Origin of the sequence: Cryobacterium melibiosiphilum (assembly GCF_003602235.1) — a bacterium.
GTDB lineage: Bacteria > Actinomycetota > Actinomycetes > Actinomycetales > Microbacteriaceae > Cryobacterium > Cryobacterium melibiosiphilum.
Window position 1 is genome coordinate 98,440 of record NZ_QZVS01000094.1, and the last position, 23,759, is coordinate 122,198.

Consider the following 23,759-nt stretch of genomic DNA (forward strand, 5'->3'; position numbering starts at 1 on the left):
GGATGAAGCGCTGCTTCATCCGGCCGTTCGTGTGCGGGCCTAGTCGGTGACGGCGCCGCCGAGGCGCAGGCCGCTCTCGGCGTCGAACACGTGCAGGTGGTTCGGCGTGGCCGTGAGGTACACGGTCTCCCCGGCGTTCGGGTGCGAGCGGCCGTCGACGCGGGCGACGATGTCGGTGCGCTTGCCCTCGATCGTGGAGTGGCCGTAGAGATAGCCGTCGGCGCCGAGCTCTTCGACGAGGTCGACCTCGATCTGCAGGCCTTCACCGGCCGTGGTCGACATCTGGATGTCTTCCGGGCGGATGCCCACGGTCACCTTCTTGCCGGTGGAGCTGGCGAGGGTGTCGCGCTGCACGGGAACCGTGGCGGTGCCGAACTTGATGCCGGATTCGACGGTGTCCGCGAGGAACAGGTTCATGGCCGGGCTGCCGATGAAGCCGGCGACGAAGACGTTCTGCGGCTTCGCGTACAGGTCGCGGGGGGAGCCGACCTGCTGCAGGATGCCGTCCTTCAGAACGGCGATGCGGTCACCCATGGTGAGGGCTTCGGTCTGGTCGTGGGTCACGTAGACGGTCGTGACGCCGAGGCGGCGCTGCAGGCTGGCGATCTGGGTGCGGGTCTGCACGCGCAGCTTGGCGTCGAGGTTCGACAGCGGCTCGTCCATCAGGAACACCTGGGGCTGGCGCACGATGGCGCGGCCCATGGCGACGCGCTGACGTTGGCCACCCGAGAGCGCCTTCGGCTTGCGGCTGAGGTAGGGCTCGAGGTCGAGCAGCTTGGCCGCTTCAAGCACGCGGGCGGCGCGTTCGTCCTTGTTGATGCCGGCGATCTTGAGCGCGAAGCCCATATTCTCGGCGACGGTCATGTGCGGGTACAAGGCGTAGTTCTGAAAGACCATGGCGATGTCGCGGTCTTTCGGCGGGACATCCGTCACGTTGCGTGCGCCGATGAAAATGTTGCCGTCGTTGACCTCTTCGAGGCCCGCGAGCATGCGCAGTGAGGTGGACTTTCCGCAGCCGGACGGGCCGACCAGAACGAGGAATTCGCCATCGGCGACCTCGAGGTCGAGCTGGTCAACAGCCGGACGGGTGGAACCCGGGTAGAGCCTGGATGCCTTGTCAAAGGTCACTGAAGCCATGATTATTTCTCCTTCACCGGCAGGAACGTGCCGGACGATCCGTTGTGAATAGGATGTGTGCGCGCCTAACAGAGTCAGCCGCGCCTCTCGTATTATGTCACAACAGCGGATGCCTGACGCGGGATCGTGGATGTTCGCCCCCAGTCGGAGGGCCAGTGAGGGGGCGGTCACAGCCTCCGTTTGGCCGATTCCCAGTCTGTCGATCTAGTATCTGGAGAGCACCAGCATAAACACGGCGGTGACAGACATTTCGGAGCGAACATTCCATGACACCTGGCGGACTCAGTGACAGTCGTCCTTCCAAGAACGAGCGACGCGAAGTAGCCCGTGAAAAAGCAAAGCAGTTGCGTATTGACCAGAAGAAGAAGGACCGACGCAACCGGGTCTTGCTGCAGGGCGGCATCGGCGTCGTCGCCATCGCGATCGTCGTCATCGTCGCCGTCGTCATCATGGGCTCCATCCGGCCCGCCGGCCCCGGACCGGCCAACATGGCCAGCGACGGCATCCTGATCGGTGAGGGCATGACCGCCGTGGAGACCGCGGCGCTGCAGCCCGAGGACGATGCTCAGGCCTCCGAACCCGATGCCACCGGCACCGTGGCCAATATTCGGGTCTATGTCGACTATCTCTGCCCGTTCTGCGGGCTCTTCGAGGTCACCAACGGCGAGCAGATCCAGGGCTGGGTCGAATCGGGCGCCGCGACCGTGGAGATTCACCCGATCGCGATCCTGACCAGCAAATCGGCTGGCAGCCAGTATTCCCTCCGGGCAGCGAATGCTGCCGCCTGCGTGGCGAACTACGCCCCGAACGACTTCTTCGCCTTCAACACCGCCCTGTTCGTCGACCAGCCCGAAGAGAACACGGCCGGTCGCAGCGACGACGAGCTGAAAGACGTCGTGGCGACATCCGGTGTCTCGACCAACGTAAGCGACATCGACACCTGCATCGACGACACCACGTACAAAACCTGGGTGCAGGAAGCGACCGAGCGGGCACTCGAAGGCCCCATCGCCAACTCCGAACTCGAGAAGATCACCGGCACGCCGACCGTGCTCGTAGACGGCAAGCAGTACGTGGGAGCCCTCGACGACCCGAACGAATTCAGCGCGTTCGTGCTGCAGGCCGTCGGCGAGAGCTACTCCACCTCGACGCCGACTCCGACCCCGGAGGCCGTTCCGGCCGGTTAGGATGGATGCTTGAGGCTTACGCCTCATGCCGGCCTGGCGCAATTGGTAGCGCACCACTCTTGTAAAGTGGGGGTTACGGGTTCAAGTCCCGTGGCCGGCCCCAAAACCCCCTACTCCCGATCGGGATGCAGGGGGTTTTCGCGTTGCCGGAGCCGTGGTTCTCAGCTGAGTGTGCTCAGCTGAGTGTGTTCAGTCGCGCGTATTCAGTCGAGTGCGCTGAGGTGGTCGTTCGGATCGATGGGCAGCCGCACGCCGGGCTTGCAGCCCGGGGGAATGCCACCCACGTAGAGCCAGCCGAGCAGCTCCTCGCTGTTCCTGAGGCCGTGCAGCTCGCGCACCGGCCGGGAACGGGTGTGACTGCCGGTGCGCCACATGACGCCCCACCCGGCATCCGTGAGCAACAGGCTCAACAGGTGGCCGACGCCCGCTGCGGCCGCGTCCTGCTCCCAGACTTCGACCTTGTCGCTCGGCACGCGCCGTGCGACGATCGCGAGCAGCAGGGGCGCGCGCAGAGGTTTTCCCGCGAGCTTGGCGGCATCCGGCCCGCCGAGGCCACTCGCCTCGACGAACGCGGCGCCCAGGAGGTCCCGGGTGTTGCCGCGCAACTCGATCACGCGCCACGGCCGCAGGGCGCCGTGGTCGGCGACCCGCGCCGCGGCGCCCACCAGCGGCATCAGTTCGGCGCGGGTGGGGGCATCCGTCGTCACCTTGGAGTGCGACCGGCGCCCCTGCACCGCGTCGAACGTTGCCGTCACTCGACGGGCTTGAAGTTGAGCGAAATCGAGTTCATGCAGTACCGGTCACCGGTCGGCGTGCCGAAGCCGTCGTCGAAGACGTGGCCGAGGTGCGAGCCGCAGTTGGCGCAGCGCACCTCGGTGCGCACGGTGCCGAGCGAACGGTCTTCGATCAGCTCGACGGCTTCGGGGCGAACCGATTCGTAAAAGCTCGGCCAGCCGCAGTTGGAGTCGAATTTCGTGCCGCTCTTGAAGAGCTCGGCGTTGCACGCGCCGCAGGTGTAGACCCCGGCGCGGCTCTCATCGAGCAGCTCGCCGGTCCAGGCGCGTTCCGTCGCGGCATTGCGGAGCACCGCGAATTTTTCGGCGCCGAGCTCTTCGCGCCACTCGCTGTCGGATTTTTCGATCTTGTAGTCCATGGGGGTCCCTTCGTTACCGGCGCGCAACGGCCGGTTCAATCGTCTCTCCAGCCTAAACTCGCGCGGGCTCCCGTACATTCCGTACCCCACGAATGGGAGCGCAATTCTTGAGGCCCGGTCGCGGCCCTGCGGTGCGGCGGGGCGAACATCCAGCCGGGCACAAATAGGATGACGGGGCAGCATTGAGTATTCATGATCAGCGAACAGGGGATTCTGGTGGCGAACGCACGCGAACCGCACGCCGCCGAGTCTGCCGTGCGAGAGGCACCAGTCGCCACGGCGTCGGCGACGATCGGCCGGGCCGAGGCCCGCGCGTCCGCCGAACTCTCCGAGCGCGACGTGTCGATTCTCGCCTTCGAACGGCAGTGGTGGCGCCACGCCGGCGCCAAGGAGCAGGGGATCCGAGCCGAATTCGGTCTCTCCGCCGCCCGTTATTACCAGGTTCTCGGCGCCCTGCTGGATTCGCCGCAGGCTCTCGCGCACGACCCAATGCTCGTGAAGCGGCTGCAGCGGATGCGCGAAGTCCGCGCCGAGGCGCGGGCGCGTCGTTCGCTTCCCGTCTCCTGACCGTGCCATTCGCTGGCCCGCCGAATTCCTGAACCGATACCGACCGAGGACCACACCACACACACCATGGCGCGCACCTATCCCCACGACCGATTCGACGATCTTCCCCACGGCAAACGGGTCGGCGCACACCGTGCCCCGGCCAAGAAGGGCCGTGGATGGGTTCCGTTCTGGTGGGCGCTCGGGACGACTCTGCTGCTCATTGGAATCGGAATCGTCGTTCTGGTCACTCTGACGAATCGGTTGAGCTTCACCATTCCCGGGCTGCCGACGGATGCGGCCACGACGACCCCGACCGCGGAAGCCGTGCCGACCGCGGCACCGACGGTCGACCCGACGCTCAGCGTGACCGTGCTGAACGGCACCCCGGACACCGAGCTAGCGGCATCCGTCACGGAGATCCTCACTGGCGCGGGCTGGGACGTGGGTTCCACGCAGGAATCCGACGCCGACGGCGTGGAGAGCACCTTCGTGTACTATTCCGACGCCGCCCTCGAGGGTGCGGCTCGCGGAGTCGCCGCGTCGCTGCCCGCCTCCGAGGTCATCCTCTCCGATGATTTCGCAGAAACCGGCGCATCAATCACCGTGGTCGTCGGCAACGACTACCTGGTGGCGCAAGGCTAACAAAACTGGGGGTGTCAAGCCCCTTTTCTTTGGCAACAGCTTCGCTAACATCTGGAATTGGTCGTACATTTCGGTCGTTCGCGATACCTGCCCGGTACCGTTTCTGATCGAAAGCATCGCAGTCACTGCGGCAGGCCCGGGACAGCCAATGGGCGGTTGCCGAAGATATTTAGCAATAGGAGCATCAGATGGCGAACGGAACCGTGAAATGGTTCAACGCTGAAAAAGGTTTCGGCTTCATCACCGTTGATGGAGGAGGACAGGACGTTTTCGTTCACTACTCCGCCATCGACATGAGTGGATACAAGGTTCTCGAAGAAGGCCAGCAGGTTGTCTTCGAGGTCGGCGCGGGGGCCAAGGGTCCCCAGGCCGAATCGGTCCGTCCGGCCTGACAGTAGAGAATTACGCACCGATGCGGCACTGACGGTAATGCATCGCTGTTTGGGGCACGCCCCCGACTAACGCCGCCCGCACCCGCGGGCGGCGTTAGGGTGTGGGGGTGAAGAATTTCCTGACCTCTCGCCGCCCCGCCCGCCCGCGTCGTCGCACTGCGGCGTGGATCGTGGCCGCGGTGGTGCCAGCGGTGCTTCTGAGCGGATGCACCGGCGCAGATCCGGTGCCGACCGGTTCGCCGACGAGTTCCTCGTCGACCTGGGAATCCACCTACGTGGCCCCGGCAGCCACCAAGCTGTCCGCCCTGCGCGGGGTGACCGTGCCGGCGGACAGCCTCATGAATCCGGCGTTGTCAGCGAAGATCGACAACCACGAGGCGGCGCGGCCCCAGATCGGCCTGGAGCGCGCCGACATCGTCTTTGAAGAGCTGGTCGAGGGTGGTCTGACCCGGTACCTCGGCGTCTGGCAGTCCGACATTCCGGACACGCTCGGTCCGGTGCGGTCGATCCGGCCGATGGATCCTGACATCATGACCCCGTTCGGCGGGATCGCAGCCTATTCCGGCGGCCAGCAGCAGTTCCTCGACATGATGCAGGCCACCCCGCTCCTCAGCGTGATCTTCGACTATGACACGACCGGCCTGTTCTCCCGCAGTAGCGACAGGTCGGCGCCGCACAACGTGATCCTGCAGTCGGCTCGGGTCATATCGGAACACTCCGACCTCGCACCGCCCGCGCAACAGTTCGCCTACGCGCCGACCGTTGCGGCGTCATCCGCCGTCATCGATGGCACGCCGATCAGCGCTATCAACGCCAGATTCTCCAATTCGCGCTTTCCCAGCTGGGCGTGGAACGCGGAGGCCCAGAGCTACCTCCGTTCCCAGGAAGGGTCGGCCGATTTCGACAGCAACGGCACCCAGTTGCGCTCCACCAACGTCGTGGTGATGCGCGTGGACATTGACGACACCTTCGGTGCGGTGCCCAAGACCACCATGGTCGGGTCGGGGGATGCCTCGGTTTCAACGGGGGGCAAGGCGATTCACGCGACCTGGAGCAAAGCCTCGCAGGCCGACTCGGTTCGTCTGATCGACGACAAGGGGGTCACGATTCGCCTTGCCCCGGGCAACACCTGGATCGAGCTCGTTCCGAACGGACGCGGTTCATTCGAACTCGTTCCCTGAACACCCCCGAGTCCCTCCCCGTTCACTTGCACTCTCAGCACCAGAGTGCCAGAATTGAGTTAGCACTCTCATGATTTGAGTGCTAACCCCATCATCGTTTGGAACGTCCGGGAGGGACGAGTTACACATATGGCAAAAATCATTGCATTCAATGAAGAGGCCCGTCGTGGGCTTGAGCGCGGCCTGAACATCCTCGCCGACACGGTCAAGGTCACCCTCGGCCCGCGCGGCCGTAACGTCGTTCTGGAGAAGAAGTGGGGCGCCCCCACGATCACCAACGACGGCGTGTCCATCGCCAAGGAGATCGAGCTCGACGACCCCTACGAGAAGATCGGTGCCGAGCTCGTCAAGGAGGTCGCCAAGAAGACCGACGACGTCGCCGGCGACGGAACCACCACCGCCACCGTTCTCGCCCAGGCCCTGGTTCGCGAAGGCCTGCGTAACGTCGCGGCCGGCGCCGACCCGATCAGCCTCAAGCGCGGTATCGAGAAGGCCACGGCTGCTGTCATCGCCGAGCTCATCGCCAGCGCCAAGGAGATCGAAACCAAGGAAGAGATCGCGGCCACCGCGTCCATCTCCGCCGGAGACGCCGAGATCGGCGCCATCATCGCTGAGGCGATCGACAAGGTCGGCAAGGAGGGTGTTGTCACCGTCGAGGAGTCGAACACCTTCGGCACCGAGCTCGAGCTCACCGAGGGCATGCGCTTCGACAAGGGCTTCCTGTCCGCGTACTTCGTGACCGACCCCGACCGTCAGGAAGCGGTCTTCGAAGACCCCTACATCCTGATCGTCAACTCCAAGGTCTCCAACATCAAGGACCTGCTCCCCATCGTGGACAAGGTCATCCAGACCGGCAAGCAGCTCCTCATCATCGCGGAAGACGTCGACGGCGAGGCCCTGGCCACGCTCGTGGTGAACAAGATCCGTGGCATCTTCAAGTCCGTCGCCGTCAAGGCCCCCGGATTCGGCGACCGTCGCAAGGCGCAGCTGCAGGACATCGCCATCCTCACCGGTGGACAGGTCATCTCGGAAGAGGTCGGCCTCAAGCTCGAGAACGTCACCCTCGACCTTCTTGGTAACGCCCGCAAGGTCGTCATCACCAAGGACGAGACCACGATCGTGGAAGGCGCCGGCGACGTTGAAGCCATCGCCGGTCGCGTGTCGCAGATCCGTGCCGAGATCGAGAACACCGACAGCGACTACGACCGCGAGAAGCTCCAGGAGCGCCTCGCCAAGCTTGCTGGCGGCGTTGCTGTCATCAAGGCCGGCGCCGCAACGGAGGTTGAGCTCAAGGAGCGCAAGCACCGCATCGAGGACGCCGTTCGTAACGCGAAGGCAGCCGTCGAAGAGGGCATCGTCGCCGGTGGTGGCGTCGCTCTCATTCAGGCCGGCAAGACCGCGTTCGAGAGCGAAGCCATCCTGAGCCTCGTCGGCGACGAGGCAACAGGTGCGAACATCGTGCGCGTTGCCATCGACGCTCCGCTCAAGCAGATCGCGCTCAACGCCGGCATGGAGCCGGGCGTTGTCGCCGACAAGGTGCGCAACCTGCCCGTCGGATTCGGCCTCAACGCCGCGACCGGCGAGTACGTCGACATGATCGCCGCCGGAATCAATGACCCGGTGAAGGTCACCCGCTCCGCGCTGCTGAACGCATCGTCGATCGCCGGACTGTTCCTCACCACCGAGGCCGTCGTTGCCGACAAGCCCGAGAAGAACCCGGTCGCGGCCGGCGACCCCTCGGGTGGCATGGACTTCTAGTCCGCCAGTAATACCAGCAGTACCCGCACGAAAAAAAGTGGGCGTCTCCTTCGGGAGACGCCCACTTTTGTGTGCCCGTGCCGGCCCGTGACCCCAACCGGCCGCGAGAGCGGACGAATCGTTGGTTGGCCCCGCTGAGACCGACGATTCACCCGCTTTCGCGGCAGCGAGTGTGTGTGGGAGCGGGTAAGCGCGCCCGGTCTCGGTGGCGGCTACGGTAACCGGCGTAGCGGCTGCCCGTATCGGGCGCGCTCGTGGTTGTGGGCCGGGACATCCGCCGCCGCTCTCGCGGAAACGGATGCCCGTGTTTCCCCGCTCTCGCGAGGGTGGGACGGTTTATGCGGTGGTGAGGGCGGCGGTGCGGGTGGCTTTGACGAGCTGGGCGCAGCGTTCGCCGATCATCATGGTGGTGATGTTGGGGTTGACGGTGACGAGTTCGGGCATGATGGAGGCGTCGGCGACGCGGAGGCCGGTGACGCCCTTGACACGCAGCTCGGGGTCGAGCGGCGATCCAAGGTCGTCGATCGCGCCCATGCGCACGGTGCCGGCGGGGTGGTAGACGGTGTTGTGGGTTTTCTCGATGTAGTCGGTGATCTCGGCATCCGTCTGCACGCCATCGCCCGGGTAGAGTTCAACGCCGGCCCACTCGGCCATCGCGGGCTGCGCCACGATTTCGCGGGCTTTGCGGATGCCGGCGATCATCACCCGCATGTCGTGCGGATCGGTGAAGTACTGCGGGTCGACCATGGGCTTGTCGCGGTAGTCGCTTGAGCGCAGCTTCACCGTGCCGCGGGAGCGGGCGTGGGTGACGTTCGGAGTGAGGCAGAAGCCGTTCTCTGTGGTCGGGTAACCCTGGCGCATGGTGTGCATGTCGAAGGGCACCGAGCCGTAGTGGAACATGAGGTCGGGGCGGTCGAGGCCGTCTTCGGTGGTCGTGAAGATGCCGGCTTCCCACCACTGGGTGGAGGTGTCGGTCATCGGCTGCTTGGCTTCCCACTGGATGACGCCTTCGGGGTGGTCCTGCAGGTTCTCGCCGACACCGGGGGAGTCCACGAGTACCTCGATGCCGTACTGCTCGAGCTGCGCGGCCGGCCCGACGCCGGAGAGCATCAGCAGCTTGGGGCTGTCGATGGCGCCGGCGGAGAGGATGACCTCGGCGGTGGCGGTGAGGCGGTGGGTCTTGCCGAAGCTGGCGTCGACGACGTCGACGCCGATGCAACGCTTGTCGGTGTCGAAGACCAGCTTGCGGGCACGCATGTCGGTGAGCAACGTGAAATTGTCGCGTTCCATGATCGGGTGAATGTAAGACACCGAGGAGGATGCCCGGGTGCCGTCGGCCTGCCGGTTGATCTGGAAGAAGTTGGCGCCGTTGACCACGGTGGTGCCGGAGTTGAAGGTGGTCCGGGGAATGCCGGCCTGCTCGCAGGCGTCGAGCAGGGCGATGCCGCAGGGGTCGTTGGCGGGCACGTCCATCAGGTGCACGGGGCCGTCCTGGCCGTGGTGGGGCGCCTGGTTCTCGTTGGTCTCCAGCTTCTGGAACAGCGGGAAGGTATTCGCTGCCTCCCAGCCGGTGGCGCCGTGCTTGCCGGCCCAGTCGTCCATGTCTTCCGCGGGTGCCCAGAAGGCGATGCAGGAGTTATGGCTGGAGCATCCGCCCATCACCTTGGCGCGGGCGTGGCGCATGAAGGAGTTGCCGTGTTCCTGCGGTTCGATCGGGTAGTCCCAGTCGTAGCCACTTTCGAGCAGCTCCATCCAGCGGTCGAGCTTGAGGATCGCGTCGACGCCGCGGTCGTCGGGGCCGGCCTCGATGAGGGCGACCTCGACGGTGGGGTCTTCGCTGAGCCGGGCCGCGACGGCCGCTCCGGCGGAGCCGCCGCCGACAACGATGTAGTCGAATTCGGTGGTGTTGAGCTCGGTGTTGGTCATCTGTGCGTTACTCATGTGGTTCCGTTCTCCTTGCAGGTGCGCTTGCAGGTGCGGTCAGCGTGCCGCGAACCAGCCGGTGACCGACGGGTTGATGTTCTGGTAGATATGCTTGGCCTCCTGGTACTCGGAGAGGCCGCTCGGGCCGAGCTCGCGGCCGACGCCGGACTGTCCGTAGCCGCCCCATTCCGCCTGCGGCAGGTAAGGGTGGAAATCGTTGATCCAGACCGTGCCGTGGCGCAGGCGCTTGGCGATGCGCTGGGCGCGGCCGGCGTTCTCCGTCCAGACGGCTCCGGCCAGGCCGTAGACGGTGTCGTTGGCGATCGCGACGGCTTCGTCCTCGGTGGTGAAGGTCTCGATGGTCACGACCGGGCCGAAGGCTTCGTCGATCACGACGGACATACCGCGGGTGACCTGGTCGAGGATGGTGGGCGTGTAATAGAAGCCCTGCGCGAGGTCGCCCTCACCCCAGGTGCCGCCCGAGCGCAAACGCGCGCCTTCGGCCAGGCCCTTTTCCACGTAGGCGGTGACCTTGTCGCGGTGGGCGGCGCTGATCAGTGGTCCGGTCTCCGCATCAGGGTCGAACGGACCGCCGAGGCGGATCTGGTTGGCGCGGCGCACGAGCTCGTCCACGAAGCGTTCGGCGATGGATTCCTCGATGACCAGACGGGCGCCGGCCGAGCAGACCTGGCCGGAGTGCACAAAAGCGCCGTTGAGGGCGTTGTCGACCGCGGCGTCGAAATCGGCGTCGGCGAAGATCACGTTGGGGTTCTTGCCGCCGAGTTCGAGGGCGACCTTTTTCACGGTACCGGCGGCTGCGGCGGCGATCTTCTTGCCGGTTTCCAGGCCCCCGGTGAACGAGACGAGGTCGACGTCGGGGTGGCTGGACAGCGGGGCGCCGGCTACCGCTCCGGCTCCGAGCACGAGGTTCGCGACGCCGCGTGGCAACCCGAGGTCGTCGAGCAGTTCCATCATCAGGATGCTGGTGTGCGGGGTGAGCTCGCTCGGCTTCAGGATGAAGCTGTTGCCCGCGGCGAGGGCCGGGGCGATCTTCCAGGCCGCCTGCAGCAGTGGATAGTTCCACGGCGCGATGAGCCCGCAGACGCCGACGGGTTCGTAGACGATACGGCTGACGACATTCTCGTCGCCGGCGTCCACGATGCGGCCGGCGTCCTGCCCGGCGAGCTTGCCGAAGTAAGTGAAACAGTTCGCGATGTCGTCCATGTCGATTTCGCTTTCGACGAGGCGCTTGCCGGTGTCAAGGGTCTCGGCGCGGGCGAACTGGGCGCGGCGCACGCGCAACTCGGCGGCCACGCGCAGCAGGAAGTCGCCGCGGGCCGGGGCGGGCGTGTTCGCCCAGACCCCGCCATCGAAGGCGACGCGGGCCGCATTGATGGCGGCTTCGGCATCCGCTGTCGTCGCTTCGGATACGCTGCCCACGAACTCACCGTTGGCGGGGCAGCGGATGGTGCGGGTCGCGTTGTCGGCGGACGGTACCCAGGCCCCGTCAATAAACAGGGTGGCCGTGACGGCGCCGGTGCGGGCGGTCGGAGTGGTTGTCGTGTCGGTCATTTTGTTGCCTCGTCCGATTCAAAATCGGCTTCCCAATTGTCTTTGGCCACCTGGTCGTCGGCGAGGGCGGTGTTGCCCGGGTCTTCACGGTTGAGATGAAGAAAGTCGAGGTGGGTTTCGTAGTGGTCGAGCACGTCGGTGATGACCTGCTCCTTGGTGTAGCCCATGAGGTCGTAGCCGTGGCTGCCCTCGAGGGAGAAAACCTCCATGCGGTAATACTTGCCGCTCGCCGACGACGACCGCACCGCGTAGGTCGGGATGTCGAGCTGCACGGGGTAGATCTGGTACTTGAAACCGCGCTCGTCACCCATCGAGACCTGCAGGTCGAGGTGTGGGATCTGCAGGCCGTCGACGAGGCCCTGGCTGAGGGTCACCTCGGCGCCCTGGGTCAGGAGTTCATCGTGCACTTCCTGCAGGGCCGGCAGGGCAACGCCCGAGACGAAGCGTTCGGTCTGGCGTGGACCGGGGTAGCTCATGGCGCGCTGCAGGCGCTGGCGCCAGTTGCGGCCGCGGGCGGGGTCGCCGGTGCGGCCCACGAGCAGGCCCGGCAGACTCGCGCGGTAACTGTCGCTCAAGGACTGTTCGACCCGCAGGGCCTTGTACAGCCCGAGCATGATGAGCAGCAACACGAACGAGAACGGCAGGCCCATGATGATGGTCGCGTTTTGCAGTGTGGGGATACCGCCGACGAGCAGCATCGACAGCGTCAGCACGCCCGTCGTGATCGCCCAGAAGATGCGCAGCCACTTCGGGCCGTCGGAGTCGGCATCCTTCAGGTGCGAGGTGAAGTTCGCCATCACGAGCGCGCCGGAGTCGGCGGAGGTGACGTAGAACAGCAGCCCGGTGAAGGTGGCGACCGCGGCGCTGACCGGAGCAAAGGGGAATTGATCGAGCAGGGAGTAGAACGCGCGCTCCGGCGAGTTCATGGCGACCTCTCCGAAGCCGGCGTCACCACCGATCACGATGGCGAGAGCGCTGTTGCCGAAAACCGCGATCCAGATCAGGATGAAGGCGAACGGAACGATCATGGTGCCGGCGACGAACTCGCGAATGGTGCGGCCGCGGGAGATGCGTGCGAGGAACAGGCCGACGAACGGCGCCCAGGCGATCCACCAGGCCCAGAAGAACAGCGTCCACCAGTTGAGCCACTCGTCGGGCCGGTCGTAGGCGAAGGTGTCGAGCGTCATCGCCGGGAAACGGCTCAACGTGTCGCCGATGTTGAGCACGATGGCGTCGAGCAGAAAGCTCGTGTTGCCGGCGATCAGGATGAACAACATGAGCGCCACCGACAGCAGCACGTTCAGTTCCGAGAGGCGACGGATGCCCTTCTCGACGCCCGAGACGACGCTGATCGTGGCCATGATCACGCTGAGGGCGATGAGGGAGCACTGCACGAACAGGGTTTCGGGGGTACCGAACATGAAGGTGAGGCCGTAGTTGAGCTGGGCGACGCCGATGCCGAGGCTCGTGGCGATGCCGAAGATGGTGCCCATGACGGCGGCGATGTCGACTATGTCGCCGATCGGGCCGTGGATGCGCTTGCCGAAGATCGGGTACAGGGCCGAGCGGATGCTCAGCGGCAGGTTCTGCCGGTAGGCGAAGTAGCCGAGGGCCAGGCCCATCAGGGCGTAGAGTGCCCAGCCGGTGATGCCGTAGTGGAAGAGGGTCCAGACCATGGCCTGGCGGGCGGCTTCGAGGGTTTCGCCCTCGCCGGTGGGCGGGGCGAGGTATTGGGTGACCGGTTCGGAGACCGAGAAGAACATCAGGTCGATTCCGATGCCGGCGGCGAAGAGCATCGCCGTCCAGGTGAACAGGCTGAACTGGGGCCGGGAATGGTCGGGGCCGAGCCGGGTCTTGCCGACGCGGGACAGGGCCACGCCACTGACGAAGACCAGCACGATCGTGACGATCAGGAAGTAGTACCAGCCGAGGTTGACGGACACCCAGCCGACGACGGAGCCGATGACGGCGCTCGCGTTGTCGGGGGCGAGGATCGCCCAGAGGGCGATCGCGATGATGCCGGCGGCAGAGCCCGTGAACACGGTTTTGTTGACGCGGGTGCGGTTTTCGGGCAGCCCGGTGGTCGGGTTTTCGGGCGGCGGAGTCGCTGAGGGCGACTCGGCGGCCGGGGGAGAAAGAGTCATCTCATCCTTGGTGCTTTGGTGTGACGTCTCGTCCAGAGTTGGCCGCGGTGGCGGCGGGGGGTACGACTGACCAGCCTAGCAAGCCCCGGTCCCGCGGAATTCCGGGGTGGACGCGGCGTCTGCCGCCGCATCCACCCGTGACGTCGTGCCCGGCGGGGGGTGCGCCGGGTCAGCGCGCGAAGAGCCGCAGGTTGGCCTGCTCGATCTCGGCGTACTGCTGGCCCGCCATGCCGAGGGCCTGATTGAGAGCGGCGAGGCTCTCCTCGATGCGTTGCTGGGTGACCCGCCAGTCAGCCACGGCGCCGTGGAATGCCGTGGCAGCCTGACCGGTCCACGAGCCGTCGAGGCCGCTGAGCTGCCCCATCAACCCACTCACCTCACCCTGCAGCCGCCCAATCGTCGAGCGGATGCTGCTGGTCGCGGTCATTACGGCGTCACTGTCTACCTGAAAGCTCGTCATGGTGCACCTTTCGGTCGGTGTCTCCGGGGGTCTGGCTCGGTGACTCGAGCGTAGGAGCCGGCGGCGGTATCCGCTCACCGAACGGCAGGATTGTGCAGACCCCACGGGGCAGTCCGGGCTGTTAGGGGTTTGTCGGGCCGGGCGCGAGAGCGAGGGCCGGGAGTTAGAGCGAGGGGACCGGCGCGAGCGGCTGCGGCGCCTGCGGGGTGCCCGCGAGGGGGAGCGACACCCGGAAGGTGGCGCCGCCGCCCGGAGTGTCGACGACATCGACGGTGCCGTTGTGGCTCGCGACGATCGCGGCGACGATGGCGAGGCCGAGGCCGCTGCCGCCGGTTTCGCGGGCGCGGGACGAGTCCGCACGCCAGAACCGCTGGAAGATCTTCTCGCGGATCTGCGGCGGAATGCCCTCGCCGTGGTCGATGACGGCGATCGAGGCGCGCTGGGCGGCGCAGTCCATCGTCACTTCGAGTTCGATGGGGCTGTCGGGCGAGGTGAAGCGCATCGCGTTGCCCATCAGGTTGGTGATGACCTGTCGGATCTTGTTCTCTTCGGCCATCACGATGGCCGCGGTCGGCACCGGCGTGGGGGCGGCGGCCGGCGTCGCATCGGGCGCGGTGGCATCCGTTTTGCGCGGCCGGCGGGTGCGCAGCCGGGCGAGCGTCGCGCCGGCAAACGAGATCGGGCCGGTCGGCGACGACGTCGACGGGCCGGAGAACGCGCCGGCGCCGACGGCTGCCCCCACCGGCATGACCTCGCCGGTCTCGGAGTCGTCGTGCTCGGAGTCGTCGTCGCCCAGGACCGGGCTCGGTGTGATGACCGACACGACGCGGCCGGGCGAGGACGCCATCGCGTCGAGTGCCGCGTCACGGGCCAGCGGCACCAGGTCAACCGGTTGCAGGGCGAGCGGCTTGGTCTCATCGAGGCGGGCGAGCTCGAGCAGGTCTTCGACGAGGCCACCCATGCGGATCGCCTCTTTTTCGATGCGTTCCATGGCCTGAGCCACTTCTTCCGGGGTCTGTAGGGCGCCCATGCGGTAGAGCTCGGCATAGCCGCGCACCGAGACCAGGGGAGTGCGCAGCTCGTGGCTGGCGTCGCCGACGAAGCGGCGCATTTGGTCGATGGTGCGGGCACGGTCCTTGAAGGCGCCGTCGATGCGGTTCAACATGATGTTGAGCGAGCGGTTGAGGCGGCCGACCTCGGTGTTGGGGGTGGCGCCGCCGAGCCGTTGGCTGAAATCGCCGTCGGCGATGGATGCCGCGGTGCGCTCCGTCTCCCGCAGCGGCGCGAACGTGGTCGTCACGAGAAGGCGGGTCAGCAGAGCGCCGAGCAGCACGACGCCGGCGCCGAACCCGAGAAAGATGGTCAGGTAGGTCGCCATCGTGTTCTCGGTGGGTTTGAGTGACACCGCCATCAGCATGGTGCCGTAGGTTCCCTGCGGGCTGATCACGAAGGGAACGGCGACGGCCAGGAAGGTCGTGTCGTGCGAGGCGTTGTAGAGCTCGAGCGTGCGGCCGTCCTGCTGGGTCACGGCCTGCAGGTCGAGCGGCATCGAGACGACGGGCAGCTCGTCGTGGGGGCGGCTGCGCCAAGTGCGCTCGACGAGGTTGCCGTTGGCGTCATAGAGAGCGACGAAGTACTCCGACGACACCTCGTTCGGCGCGCCGCTGGAGAGGGCGCTCGCCGTGAACCCGTTGAGGGCGGTCTGTGCTTCGGTCTGCAGGCTCTGGTCGACCTGCTGGATCACATACTGCTTGAGCATCGCCATGGTGCCGATTCCCGACACCAGCAGACCGACAGTGAGCAGCAGCACCGTAACGCCGGTGATTTTCGACCGGAGAGAGATGCTGCTCCACTTGGCGGCTAGTTTCTCGTGCATGAGAATTCCAGTCTAAGCAGGCAAGCCTGTGACTACGCCTTGGCCGCCTTGAGCATGTAACCGAAGCCGCGCTTGGTCTGGATCAGGGGTTCCGTCGAGTGCACGTCCACCTTGCGACGCAGGTACGAGATGTAGGACTCGACGATGCCGGCGTCGCCGTTGAAGTCGTACTCCCAGACGTGGTCCAGAATCTGGGCCTTGGAGAGCACCCGGTTCGGGTTCAGCATCAGGTAGCGCAGCAGTTTGAACTCGGTCGGGCTGAGTTCGATGGCTTCGGCTCCGACGAGCACCTCGTGGGTGTCCTGGTCCATGGTCAGTTCGCCGGCGCGGATGACGGCATCTTCGTCGGCGTGCATCGTGCGGCGCAGGATGGCCTTGATGCGGGCGACGATCTCGTCGAGGCTGAACGGCTTGGTCACGTAGTCGTCACCGCCGACGGTGAGGCCGGTGATCTTGTCCTCGGTGTCGTCCTTGGCCGTCAGGAACAGGATCGGGGCGGTATAACCGGCCGAGCGCAGGCGCTTGGTCACCCCGAACCCGTTCATGTCCGGCAGCATGACGTCGAGAATGATGAGGTCGGGTTCTTCTTCGAGCACGGCGGAAATCGCCGCGGCACCGTTTCCCACGGCCCGAACAGCGAATCCGGCGAAGCGGAGGCTGGTCGTGAGCAGGTCGCGAATGTTCGGTTCGTCGTCAACAATAAGAATGCGGGGGCCATCAGTCATGACCTCAGTATCTGCGCGTTAGCTGGAGCTTGGCTGTGAGCCAGCGGTATACGGGCGAACGTGGGTAGTGTGAGGGTGCCCACACGCTGCGCCCTGAAAATGCTGTGCCCACGAACGCTGTGCCCACGACGGGAGTTGTTCCATGACCGAGGACCACGCACTTCACGAGCCCGCCCCCGCCCCGCAGCAGCCGGGCCAGGACCAGATCTTCCTCATCATCGGTGGTGGCCTCGCCGGGGCCCGCGCCGCCGAGACGCTCCGCGCTGAGGGGTTCCCCGGCCGCATCATCATCGTGGCCGCCGAAAAAACCGTGCCGTACATCCGACCTCCGCTGTCCAAGGGGTACCTGCAGGGCAGTGACGACCGCGATTCCCTCGACGTTCACCCCGCGCCGTGGTACGCGACGCAGGGTATCGAGATCGTGCTGGGAATGCCGGCATCCGCTCTCTCGCTGCCGCACAAGACCGTCACGCTGGGCGACGGCAGCGTTCTGCACTACGACAAGCTGCTGTTCGCCACCGGCGCCGCGCCGCGCCATTTCGACGAACCCAGCACCCACCTCACCGGCGTGCACCACCTGCGCACCGCCGACAGTTCGACGCTGTTGCGGGCGGCGCTGCAGGCCGGCGGTCGCCGGATCGTGATCATCGGCTCCGGCTGGATCGGCCTCGAGGTCGCCGCGACCGCCCGCGGCTACGGCAACACCGTCACGGTGGTCGGCCACAGCGCCGTGCCCCTCAGCGCCGCGATCGGCGAGGAGGCCGGGGCGGTCTTCGCCGAGCTGCATCGCGACCACGGTGTGGAACTGCTGATGAACACGACCGTGCACGCCATCGTCGGCGGCGAACACGGGGTCACCGGAGTGCGTCTCGGCGACGAGACCCTGCTGCCGGCTGACATCGTCGTGGTCGCCATCGGCGCCTCGCCGAACGTGCAGCTGGCCCGTGCCGCCGGGCTACCCGTCCACCGGGAGATCCCGCACGGACCGATCAGCGGTATCACCGTCGACGCCGGGTTTCGCACGACGGATGTCGACGTGTACGCGGTCGGCGACGTCGCGTCGGTCTTCCACCCGGTGCTCGGCGCGCAGCTGCACGTCGAGCACTGGGCGAACGCCGAGAACGCCGGCCCGGCAGCGGCCCGCTCGATGCTCGGCCAGCACGTCGCCTACGACGCGATTCCATACTTTTACACCGACCAGTTTGACCTCGGCATGGAATATGCGGGCTATCCGAGCCTCGCCGCCGACGCGACCGTGGTCTTTCGCGGAGACCGGGACGGCCGGGAGTTTGTTGCCTTCTGGCTGCTCGAGAACCGGGTCGTGGCCGGCATGAACGTGAACGTCTGGGACGTGAACGAGACCGTGCAGGAGCTGATTCGCAGCCGGGTCGTCGTCGACCCGGTGCGGCTCACAGACCTGACCGTCCCCCTCGAACAGCTGCTCGCCGGGCGTGGCGCGAGCGAACGCGTGACAGATTAGAACGGTGCTGATTACTTCGATGTCCCCGCCCGTAACGAGCGCCGGCGGCGGCGTCGAGCCGCCGCCCCTGGCCCGGCCGCGCCTGATCGGCGGTCGCACGTTCGACTTCTCCCGCGAGGTCGCGGTGATGGCCGTCATCAATCGCACCCCAGATTCGTTCTACGACCAGGGAGCGACGTTCGCGCTCGAGGCATCCGTCGCGGCCGCCCGCCAGGCGATCGACGACGGCGCGGACTGGGTCGACATCGGCGGCGCGAAATTCGCGCCCGGCCCGGCGATCACGATCGAGGAGGAGATCGGGCGCGTCGTTCCGGTCGTCGCTGCCCTGCGCGGTGCCGGTGTCGTGATCTCCGTCGACACCTTCCACGCCGAGGTCGCCCGGGCCAGCATCGCGGCCGGCGCCCACGTCATCAACGACACCACCGGCGTGCACGATCCGCGCATGGCCGAGATTGTCGCCGACAGCGACGCGACGCTCGTGATCACCCACAGCCTCGCTGTGCCTCGCACCCCGTACCCGTCACCGCACTACGACGACGTGGTGACGGAGGTCGCTGCGTTCCTGCAGGAGAGGGTGGCCCGCGCGGTCGAGCACGGAGTGCCGCCCGAACGTCTGATCATCGATCCCGGCCATGACCTGAACAAGAACACCCTGCACTCGCTCGAGCTGACCCGTCGGCTCGGGGAGATCAGCGCGCTGGGCTGGCCGCTGCTGGTCGCTGTCTCAAACAAGGACTTCGTCGGGGAGAGCCTGGACCGGCCGCGCACCGAGCGTGTCGAGGGTTCGCTGGCTGCTGCCGTCGTATGCATTCTGAACGGCGCCCGCATCGTGCGCATGCACAATGTGCGCGCGGCGGTCGATGCCGTGCGCATGACCGAAGCCATTCTCGGGTTTCGAGAACCGGCGTACCTGCGCCACAACATCTGATGGCGCTGTCCGAGGGATTCACCCGCGCCGAACTGCTGGAGCGCTACGCCCTGCCCGACCGCACGACTCCGCGGGTGCGGCTGAACTTCGTGGCGAGCCTCGACGGCGCCGCCACCCTCGACGGGGTCAGCGGCGGCCTCGGCACGCCGGCGGACCGCGCCGTCTTCAACACCCTGCGGGCGCTGACCGACGTGATCCTGGTCGGCGCCGGCACCGTGCGCGCCGAGGGCTACGGCGGCCCACTGCTCAGCGAAGCGGATGCCGCCTGGCGCGTCGCCCAGGGCTTCGCGCCCCAGCCGCCACTCGCGATCGTGTCGGGGCGGCTCGACCTGGACCCGGGACATCCGTCACTGGCGGAGGCCGTGGTGCGCCCGATCGTGGTGACCCATGCCGGGTCGCCGGTCGAGCGACGCGCGGCGCTCGCCGAGGTCGCCGACGTGCTCGTGTGCGGCGCAGAGGTGGTCGAGCCGCGGCTCGTGGTGGCGGCGCTCGCCGCTCGCGGGTTGACGCAGATTCTCTGCGAGGGCGGTCCCAGCCTCGTCGGAGCGCTGATCGAAGCGGATGCCGTCGACGAGCTCTGCCTGACCCTCAGCCCGGTGCTCGAGGGCGGGGCGGCTGGGCGGATCGCGCACGGCGGCAGCGCGGCGCGGGCCATGACGCTCGTGCACGCGCTGCCCGAGGGCGACACCCTGCTGCTGCGCTACGCCCGCGCCTGACGCTGACGCTGACGCTGGCCCTGCCGCTGCCGCTGGCCGCTGCCGCTGCCGCTACCGCTCGCGCCAGGAGCTGATGCGACCGAAAGCTGCTCGTGCGCCGGAAACGTGCGGCTCCTTGTGCGCCTGAGAGGTGCTCGTGCGCCCGATTCTTGCAGCGCCATACGTTCATGCGCCCGAAAGCTGCTCGTGCGCGTGGCCTGCGCCTGCCACGCGCACGAGCAGGTTTCGAGCGCATGACGTCGATGCCCTGCAGTTTTCGGGCGCATGAGCGCGCCGCGCGGGCCGCGGGGCACCGGTCAGGCGGCCTCGAGGCTCACGGAGTCGAGGATCGTGTAGCTGTAGCCCTGCTCGGCGAGGAACCGCTGGCGGTTCTGTGCAAAGTCTTGGTCGACCGTGTCGCGGGAGACGAGGGTGTAGAAGTTCGCCGAGAGGCCCGACTCCTTCGGGCGCAGCAGCCGGCCGAGGCGCTGGGCCTCTTCCTGGCGGGAGCCGAACGAGCCGGAGACCTGGATGGCCACGGTCGCCTCGGGCAGGTCGACGGAGAAGTTCGCGACCTTGGAGACCACGAGCACCTTCTCTTCGCCGACCCGGAACGCCTGGTAGAGCCGCTCACGTTCGTCGATCGGGGTCGCGCCGGTGAGCTTGGGCGCGTTCAGGGCCTCGGCGAGTTCTTCGATCTGGTCGAGGTACTGGCCGATCACGAGGATGCGCTCGCCGGCGTGCTTCTTCATCAGCGCCTTCACGACGTCGAGCTTGGCCGGAGCGGTCGCGGCGAGGCGGTACCGCTCGTCGTCGGCGGCCGCGGCGTAGCTGAGTCGCTCGGACTGGGGCAGGTCGATGCGCACCTCGTAGCAGCTGGCGGGGGAGATGAAGCCCTGGGCTTCGATCTCCTTCCACGGCGCGTCGAAGCGCTTCGGGCCGATCAGGCTGAAGACGTCGCCCTCGCGGCCGTCCTCGCGCACGAGCGTCGCGGTGAGGCCGAGACGGCGGCGCGCCTGCAGCTCGGCGGTGAGCTTGAAGACCGGGGCGGGCAGCAGGTGTACCTCGTCGTAGATCACGAGGCCCCAATCCATGGCGTCGAGCAGCTCGAGGTGCGCGTATTCGCCCTTGCGTTTGGCGGTGAGAATTTGGTACGTCGCGATCGTGACCGGTTTGACCTCTTTGACCTGGCCGGAGTACTCGCCGATCTCGTCGGGGGTGAGCGTGGTGCGCTTGAGCAGCTCAGCGCGCCACTGCCGCGCCGACACGGTGTTCGTGACGAGGATGAGCGTGTTGGTCTTCGCGGTCGCCATCGCCCCGGCGCCCACGAGGGTCTTGCCGGCGCCACAGGGCAGCACCACGACGCCCGAGCCGCCGTCGAAGAAGCTCTCCACGGCCTTGTTCTGGTAGTCGCGCAGCGCCCAGCCGTCTTCCTTCAGGGCGATGTCGTGCGGGGTTCCGGGTGTGTATCCGGCGAGGTCCTCGGCCGGCCAGCCAAGCTTGACGAGCTCCTGCTTGAGCTGGCCGCGCGCCCACGGCTCCACGAGGAACGTGTCCGGCGACGGATGCCCGATCAGGAGCGGCGCGATGCGCTTGGCTCCGGCGACCTCGGTCAGCACCGGCTGGTCGTTGCTTTGCAGCACCAGGCGGCCCTCGGTGTCGCGCTCGATGACGAGGCGGCCGTAGCGTCCCACGGTTTCCGTGATGTCCACACTGACCGTCTGCGGAATGGCGAACTTCGAGTACCGCTCGAGGGTCGCGAGCATGTCGGAAGCGTCGTGGCCGGCCGCCCTGGCGTTCCACAGGCCCAGCCGCGTGATGCGGTAGGTGTGGATGTGCTCGGGAGCACGTTCCAGCTCGGCAAAGACGGCGAGGTCGTGTCGCGCATCCTCTGCCAGAGGGTGGGCAACTTCGAGCAACACCGTGCGGTCACTTTGGACAATCAGGGGGCCATCAGACATAGCGGTCAATTCTACGCCCGTTGCGGTGCTGGCCCGCACGGGGGCCAGTCGACGACGGCACCCGCAGGCCGGCGATCAGGGTGCCGGGGTGATGCTGATGATGCTCGACAGCGGCAGGGTGCGCTCGATATCGGCGCGGCGGTCCCGGGCCCGAAATCGCCCGCCGCCGACGCTCGCCGGTTCGAGCAGGTAGTCCACGACGACGCCGCCGGGCATGCTGATGCTCACGGTGATGGTCTGTTTGGCCTTGATGGCGTTGTCGAGCTGCCGGGCGAGCCAGGCATCCGCTGCCATCACCTCGCCGCCGTCACCGGCACGCAGGGTCTCCACGAGCGTACGTGCGGGGTCAACGGTGATCACAGCGGCAACGCGAGCCAGCGGATGCCGCCGCAGGTGCACGATCTCGAACATGCTGTCTTCGGCGGCGACCGGGTAGCGGGCGTCGCTGAGCGCCCAGAACACGGCGTCGGGGCTGAAGCTGCTGAGGAGCCGGTCGCCGTGTCGTTCGAGGGCGAGCGCGGCGAGCGTCTGGTCGACGAGGATCGAGCCGAGCAGTCCGATGTCGTCGGAGCGGACGTAACTCAAGGGTGCAGCACTGGAGGGTGCAGCACCGGTCGGCGCTGCACCCGGAGCGGCGGTGAACGATCCGACCCGCACGCGGCCATAGCGCGCCGCTGACTCGGTGATGAGGTAGTCGACGGGCTGGGGAATGCCGGTCAGCGAGATCCCACGCAGAAAGTCGAGCAGCGACTCGGCGTTTTCACCGGCCGCGAGGGCCCGGTTGACGGATGCCGCCGTGATGCGATAGCTGGATGCCAGCTCCCGGCTCTCCACGTCGGCGAGACCGCGCAGACGCGCGTCAATCGACGCGGCGAGCGGGCCGGGCGCGACGATCGAGAGGTCATGCTGCAGGTAGACGGCGCCGACCTCCTCGGGCAGGGCGGCCGTCATCGTGGCACAGGCCCCGACAAGATCGTCACCGAGCAGGGCCGATCCGACCGAGCTCGTGGCGTGGTGAGCGGTGACGCCGAGAAGTTCGGCGTCACGGGCGAACTCGGTGACGCGGCCGGCCATCCATTCGCCGCCAGCGGGGTAGAGCCAGGCCACGAAGGACTGCAGGCCCGCTCCCCACGGTTCGCCGGGGGTACCCGGCAGGATCGCGCGCACGTCGCGGGGCACGGCCGCCAAACAGTTCGCGGCCAGGGTCGCCCAGCGCTGGGTGGTGGCCTCGAGCAGCCAGGCTTCGCCGGCCTCGGTCTCCATCCAGTAGCCGTCGGAGCGGGCGATGAGTTCGGCGCGGGCGGCAATGTGCACGAGTGGCGGCACCGCGTCGAGGTCGACGCTCATGACGGCGGCCAGCCGTTTGGTGTCGGGCAGCCCGAGGCCGCCGCGGCTGAGTTCCCGAGCGGGTTCGCGGGCGAGCTCGTTGACCAGCTCGGCAACGCTCGACACCGCGGAGAAGGCCCGCTCGGCGGCAAGCCGATCGGTGAAGCCGGTGTCGGCCGCCGCCGAAGCCGGACGGATCTGCGGGGTCGGCTGGGCGGCCAGGTCGGCGAGGCTCGGGAGGCCGACGGTGGGCCAGCCCTTCACAACCTCCGAGACGGCGTCGTATGGGCTGAGCCGGTCGGTGCCCGCATCCGTGGCCGGGTCGGAGTAGGCCCCGAGCAGCAGCGCATCGATGGTCGACGCCGCGGCCCGCAGCGACGAGGCATCAATTTCCCCAGCGCCGAGGCCCTGCAGGGTGTCGGCGATCTGCGCGAGGGTGGGGGGATCGGTGTCGGCGGCCCCGGCTTTCAGCTCGCCGGCGGCTGCCAGCACGGCCAGGGTTCCCCGGTCGAGGTGGGTCAGCGACTGTTGCACGCTGGCCGGGTCGAGCAGGGCTTCGGCGAGGTCGAAGAAGTCGCGGATTCCCGGTGCGGCGACGGATCGCGCGGCCAGCGCCGCCCGCAGCGTCTCATCGTCGAGGGAACGCAGTCGGGTGGCGAGGCTGAACATG

20 protein-coding genes and 1 tRNA gene are annotated in these 23,759 nt (G+C 67.1%); 10 read left to right on the plus strand and 11 right to left on the minus strand.

Annotation, left to right across the window (positions count from 1 at the left end):
* Positions 1-39: 39 nt before the first annotated feature.
* Positions 40-1,137 carry an ABC transporter ATP-binding protein gene (locus D6T64_RS18015; RefSeq protein ID WP_119976065.1) on the minus strand — a complete coding sequence of 366 codons (1,098 nt, stop codon included), beginning with the start codon at positions 1,135-1,137 and terminating at the stop codon, positions 40-42.
* A gap of 344 nt (positions 1,138-1,481) precedes the next feature.
* Between D6T64_RS18015 and D6T64_RS18020 the strand changes: the two genes are divergently transcribed.
* On the plus strand, positions 1,482-2,324 hold the full coding sequence (locus D6T64_RS18020) for a DsbA family protein (protein WP_233551369.1): 843 nt from the start codon (positions 1,482-1,484) through the stop codon (positions 2,322-2,324).
* Positions 2,325-2,351: 27 nt separating this feature from the next.
* Positions 2,352-2,427 (plus strand) — tRNA-Thr (locus D6T64_RS18025).
* Between the two features lie 100 nt (positions 2,428-2,527).
* On the opposite strand, the gene D6T64_RS18030 is transcribed toward D6T64_RS18025, so the two are convergent.
* The gene (locus D6T64_RS18030; protein ID WP_233551371.1) at positions 2,528-3,079 is read right to left on the minus strand and encodes a nitroreductase family protein; all 552 of its coding nucleotides are present in this window, start codon (positions 3,077-3,079) and stop codon (positions 2,528-2,530) included.
* Entirely contained in the window at positions 3,076-3,477 is a 402-nt protein-coding gene (msrB, locus tag D6T64_RS18035; protein ID WP_119976067.1) for a peptide-methionine (R)-S-oxide reductase MsrB, read from the minus strand. Before msrB ends, D6T64_RS18030 begins: the two co-directional genes overlap by 4 nt.
* Positions 3,478-3,669: 192 nt before the next feature.
* Between msrB and D6T64_RS18040 the strand changes: the two genes are divergently transcribed.
* The 5 genes from D6T64_RS18040 (at position 3,670) to groL (ending at position 7,999) form a co-directional block, all read left to right on the plus strand.
* A complete protein-coding gene (locus D6T64_RS18040; protein ID WP_119976068.1) occupies positions 3,670-4,044 on the plus strand; it encodes a DUF3263 domain-containing protein in 375 nt (124 codons plus the stop codon).
* Positions 4,045-4,110: 66 nt separating this feature from the next.
* Positions 4,111-4,668 carry a LytR C-terminal domain-containing protein gene (locus D6T64_RS18045; RefSeq protein WP_119976069.1) on the plus strand — a complete coding sequence of 186 codons (558 nt, stop codon included), beginning with the start codon at positions 4,111-4,113 and terminating at the stop codon, positions 4,666-4,668.
* A gap of 188 nt (positions 4,669-4,856) precedes the next feature.
* The gene (locus D6T64_RS18050) at positions 4,857-5,060 is read left to right on the plus strand and encodes a cold-shock protein (protein WP_035834941.1); all 204 of its coding nucleotides are present in this window, start codon (positions 4,857-4,859) and stop codon (positions 5,058-5,060) included.
* Positions 5,061-5,167: 107 nt separating this feature from the next.
* Complete coding sequence (locus D6T64_RS18055; protein ID WP_147364610.1) at positions 5,168-6,241, plus strand: DUF3048 domain-containing protein; 1,074 nt, start codon at positions 5,168-5,170, stop codon at positions 6,239-6,241.
* A 129-nt stretch (positions 6,242-6,370) separates the two neighbouring features.
* Positions 6,371-7,999, plus strand: coding sequence for a chaperonin GroEL (gene groL, locus D6T64_RS18060; RefSeq protein ID WP_119976071.1), 1,629 nt, complete (start codon positions 6,371-6,373; stop codon positions 7,997-7,999).
* A 336-nt stretch (positions 8,000-8,335) separates the two neighbouring features.
* Here groL and D6T64_RS18065 read toward each other — a convergent pair whose 3' ends face one another.
* The 6 genes from D6T64_RS18065 to D6T64_RS18090 all read right to left on the minus strand — a co-directional run bounded on the left by D6T64_RS18065 (position 8,336) and on the right by D6T64_RS18090 (position 16,699).
* Positions 8,336-9,940 (minus strand): GMC family oxidoreductase, encoded by a 1,605-nt coding sequence (locus D6T64_RS18065; protein WP_233551373.1) that lies wholly within the window; start codon positions 9,938-9,940, stop codon positions 8,336-8,338.
* Positions 9,941-9,979: 39 nt separating this feature from the next.
* The gene (locus tag D6T64_RS18070) at positions 9,980-11,494 is read right to left on the minus strand and encodes an aldehyde dehydrogenase family protein (protein ID WP_119976073.1); all 1,515 of its coding nucleotides are present in this window, start codon (positions 11,492-11,494) and stop codon (positions 9,980-9,982) included.
* Positions 11,491-13,638 (minus strand): choline BCCT transporter BetT, encoded by a 2,148-nt coding sequence (betT, locus tag D6T64_RS18075; RefSeq protein ID WP_119976074.1) that lies wholly within the window; start codon positions 13,636-13,638, stop codon positions 11,491-11,493. Before betT ends, D6T64_RS18070 begins: the two co-directional genes overlap by 4 nt.
* Positions 13,639-13,807: 169 nt before the next feature.
* Positions 13,808-14,098 carry a WXG100 family type VII secretion target gene (locus D6T64_RS18080; RefSeq protein WP_119976075.1) on the minus strand — a complete coding sequence of 97 codons (291 nt, stop codon included), beginning with the start codon at positions 14,096-14,098 and terminating at the stop codon, positions 13,808-13,810.
* Between the two features lie 163 nt (positions 14,099-14,261).
* The gene (locus D6T64_RS18085) at positions 14,262-15,974 is read right to left on the minus strand and encodes a sensor histidine kinase (RefSeq protein ID WP_119976076.1); all 1,713 of its coding nucleotides are present in this window, start codon (positions 15,972-15,974) and stop codon (positions 14,262-14,264) included.
* 32 nt (positions 15,975-16,006) lie between these two features.
* Positions 16,007-16,699: a response regulator transcription factor gene (locus tag D6T64_RS18090; protein ID WP_119976077.1), complete on the minus strand. Its 693-nt coding sequence runs from the start codon at positions 16,697-16,699 to the stop codon at positions 16,007-16,009.
* A gap of 142 nt (positions 16,700-16,841) precedes the next feature.
* On the opposite strand from D6T64_RS18090, the gene D6T64_RS18095 reads away from it, so the two are divergent.
* From D6T64_RS18095 to D6T64_RS18105, 3 genes are read left to right on the plus strand one after another with little or no spacing between them, the layout of a single operon-like run.
* Positions 16,842-18,179 carry an NAD(P)/FAD-dependent oxidoreductase gene (locus tag D6T64_RS18095; RefSeq protein WP_119976078.1) on the plus strand — a complete coding sequence of 446 codons (1,338 nt, stop codon included), beginning with the start codon at positions 16,842-16,844 and terminating at the stop codon, positions 18,177-18,179.
* A 19-nt stretch (positions 18,180-18,198) separates the two neighbouring features.
* Complete coding sequence (gene folP, locus D6T64_RS18100) at positions 18,199-19,107, plus strand: dihydropteroate synthase (protein WP_119976079.1); 909 nt, start codon at positions 18,199-18,201, stop codon at positions 19,105-19,107.
* The gene (locus tag D6T64_RS18105; RefSeq protein ID WP_119976080.1) at positions 19,107-19,823 is read left to right on the plus strand and encodes a pyrimidine reductase family protein; all 717 of its coding nucleotides are present in this window, start codon (positions 19,107-19,109) and stop codon (positions 19,821-19,823) included. The genes folP and D6T64_RS18105 overlap by 1 nt, the downstream gene beginning before the upstream one ends.
* A gap of 296 nt (positions 19,824-20,119) precedes the next feature.
* Here D6T64_RS18105 and D6T64_RS18110 read toward each other — a convergent pair whose 3' ends face one another.
* Together D6T64_RS18110 and D6T64_RS18115 are read right to left on the minus strand one after the other, a co-directional pair.
* Entirely contained in the window at positions 20,120-21,763 is a 1,644-nt protein-coding gene (locus D6T64_RS18110; protein ID WP_119976081.1) for a DNA repair helicase XPB, read from the minus strand.
* Between the two features lie 75 nt (positions 21,764-21,838).
* On the minus strand, positions 21,839-23,758 hold the full coding sequence (locus tag D6T64_RS18115; RefSeq protein ID WP_119976082.1) for a helicase-associated domain-containing protein: 1,920 nt from the start codon (positions 23,756-23,758) through the stop codon (positions 21,839-21,841).
* Position 23,759: the final 1 nt, after the last annotated feature.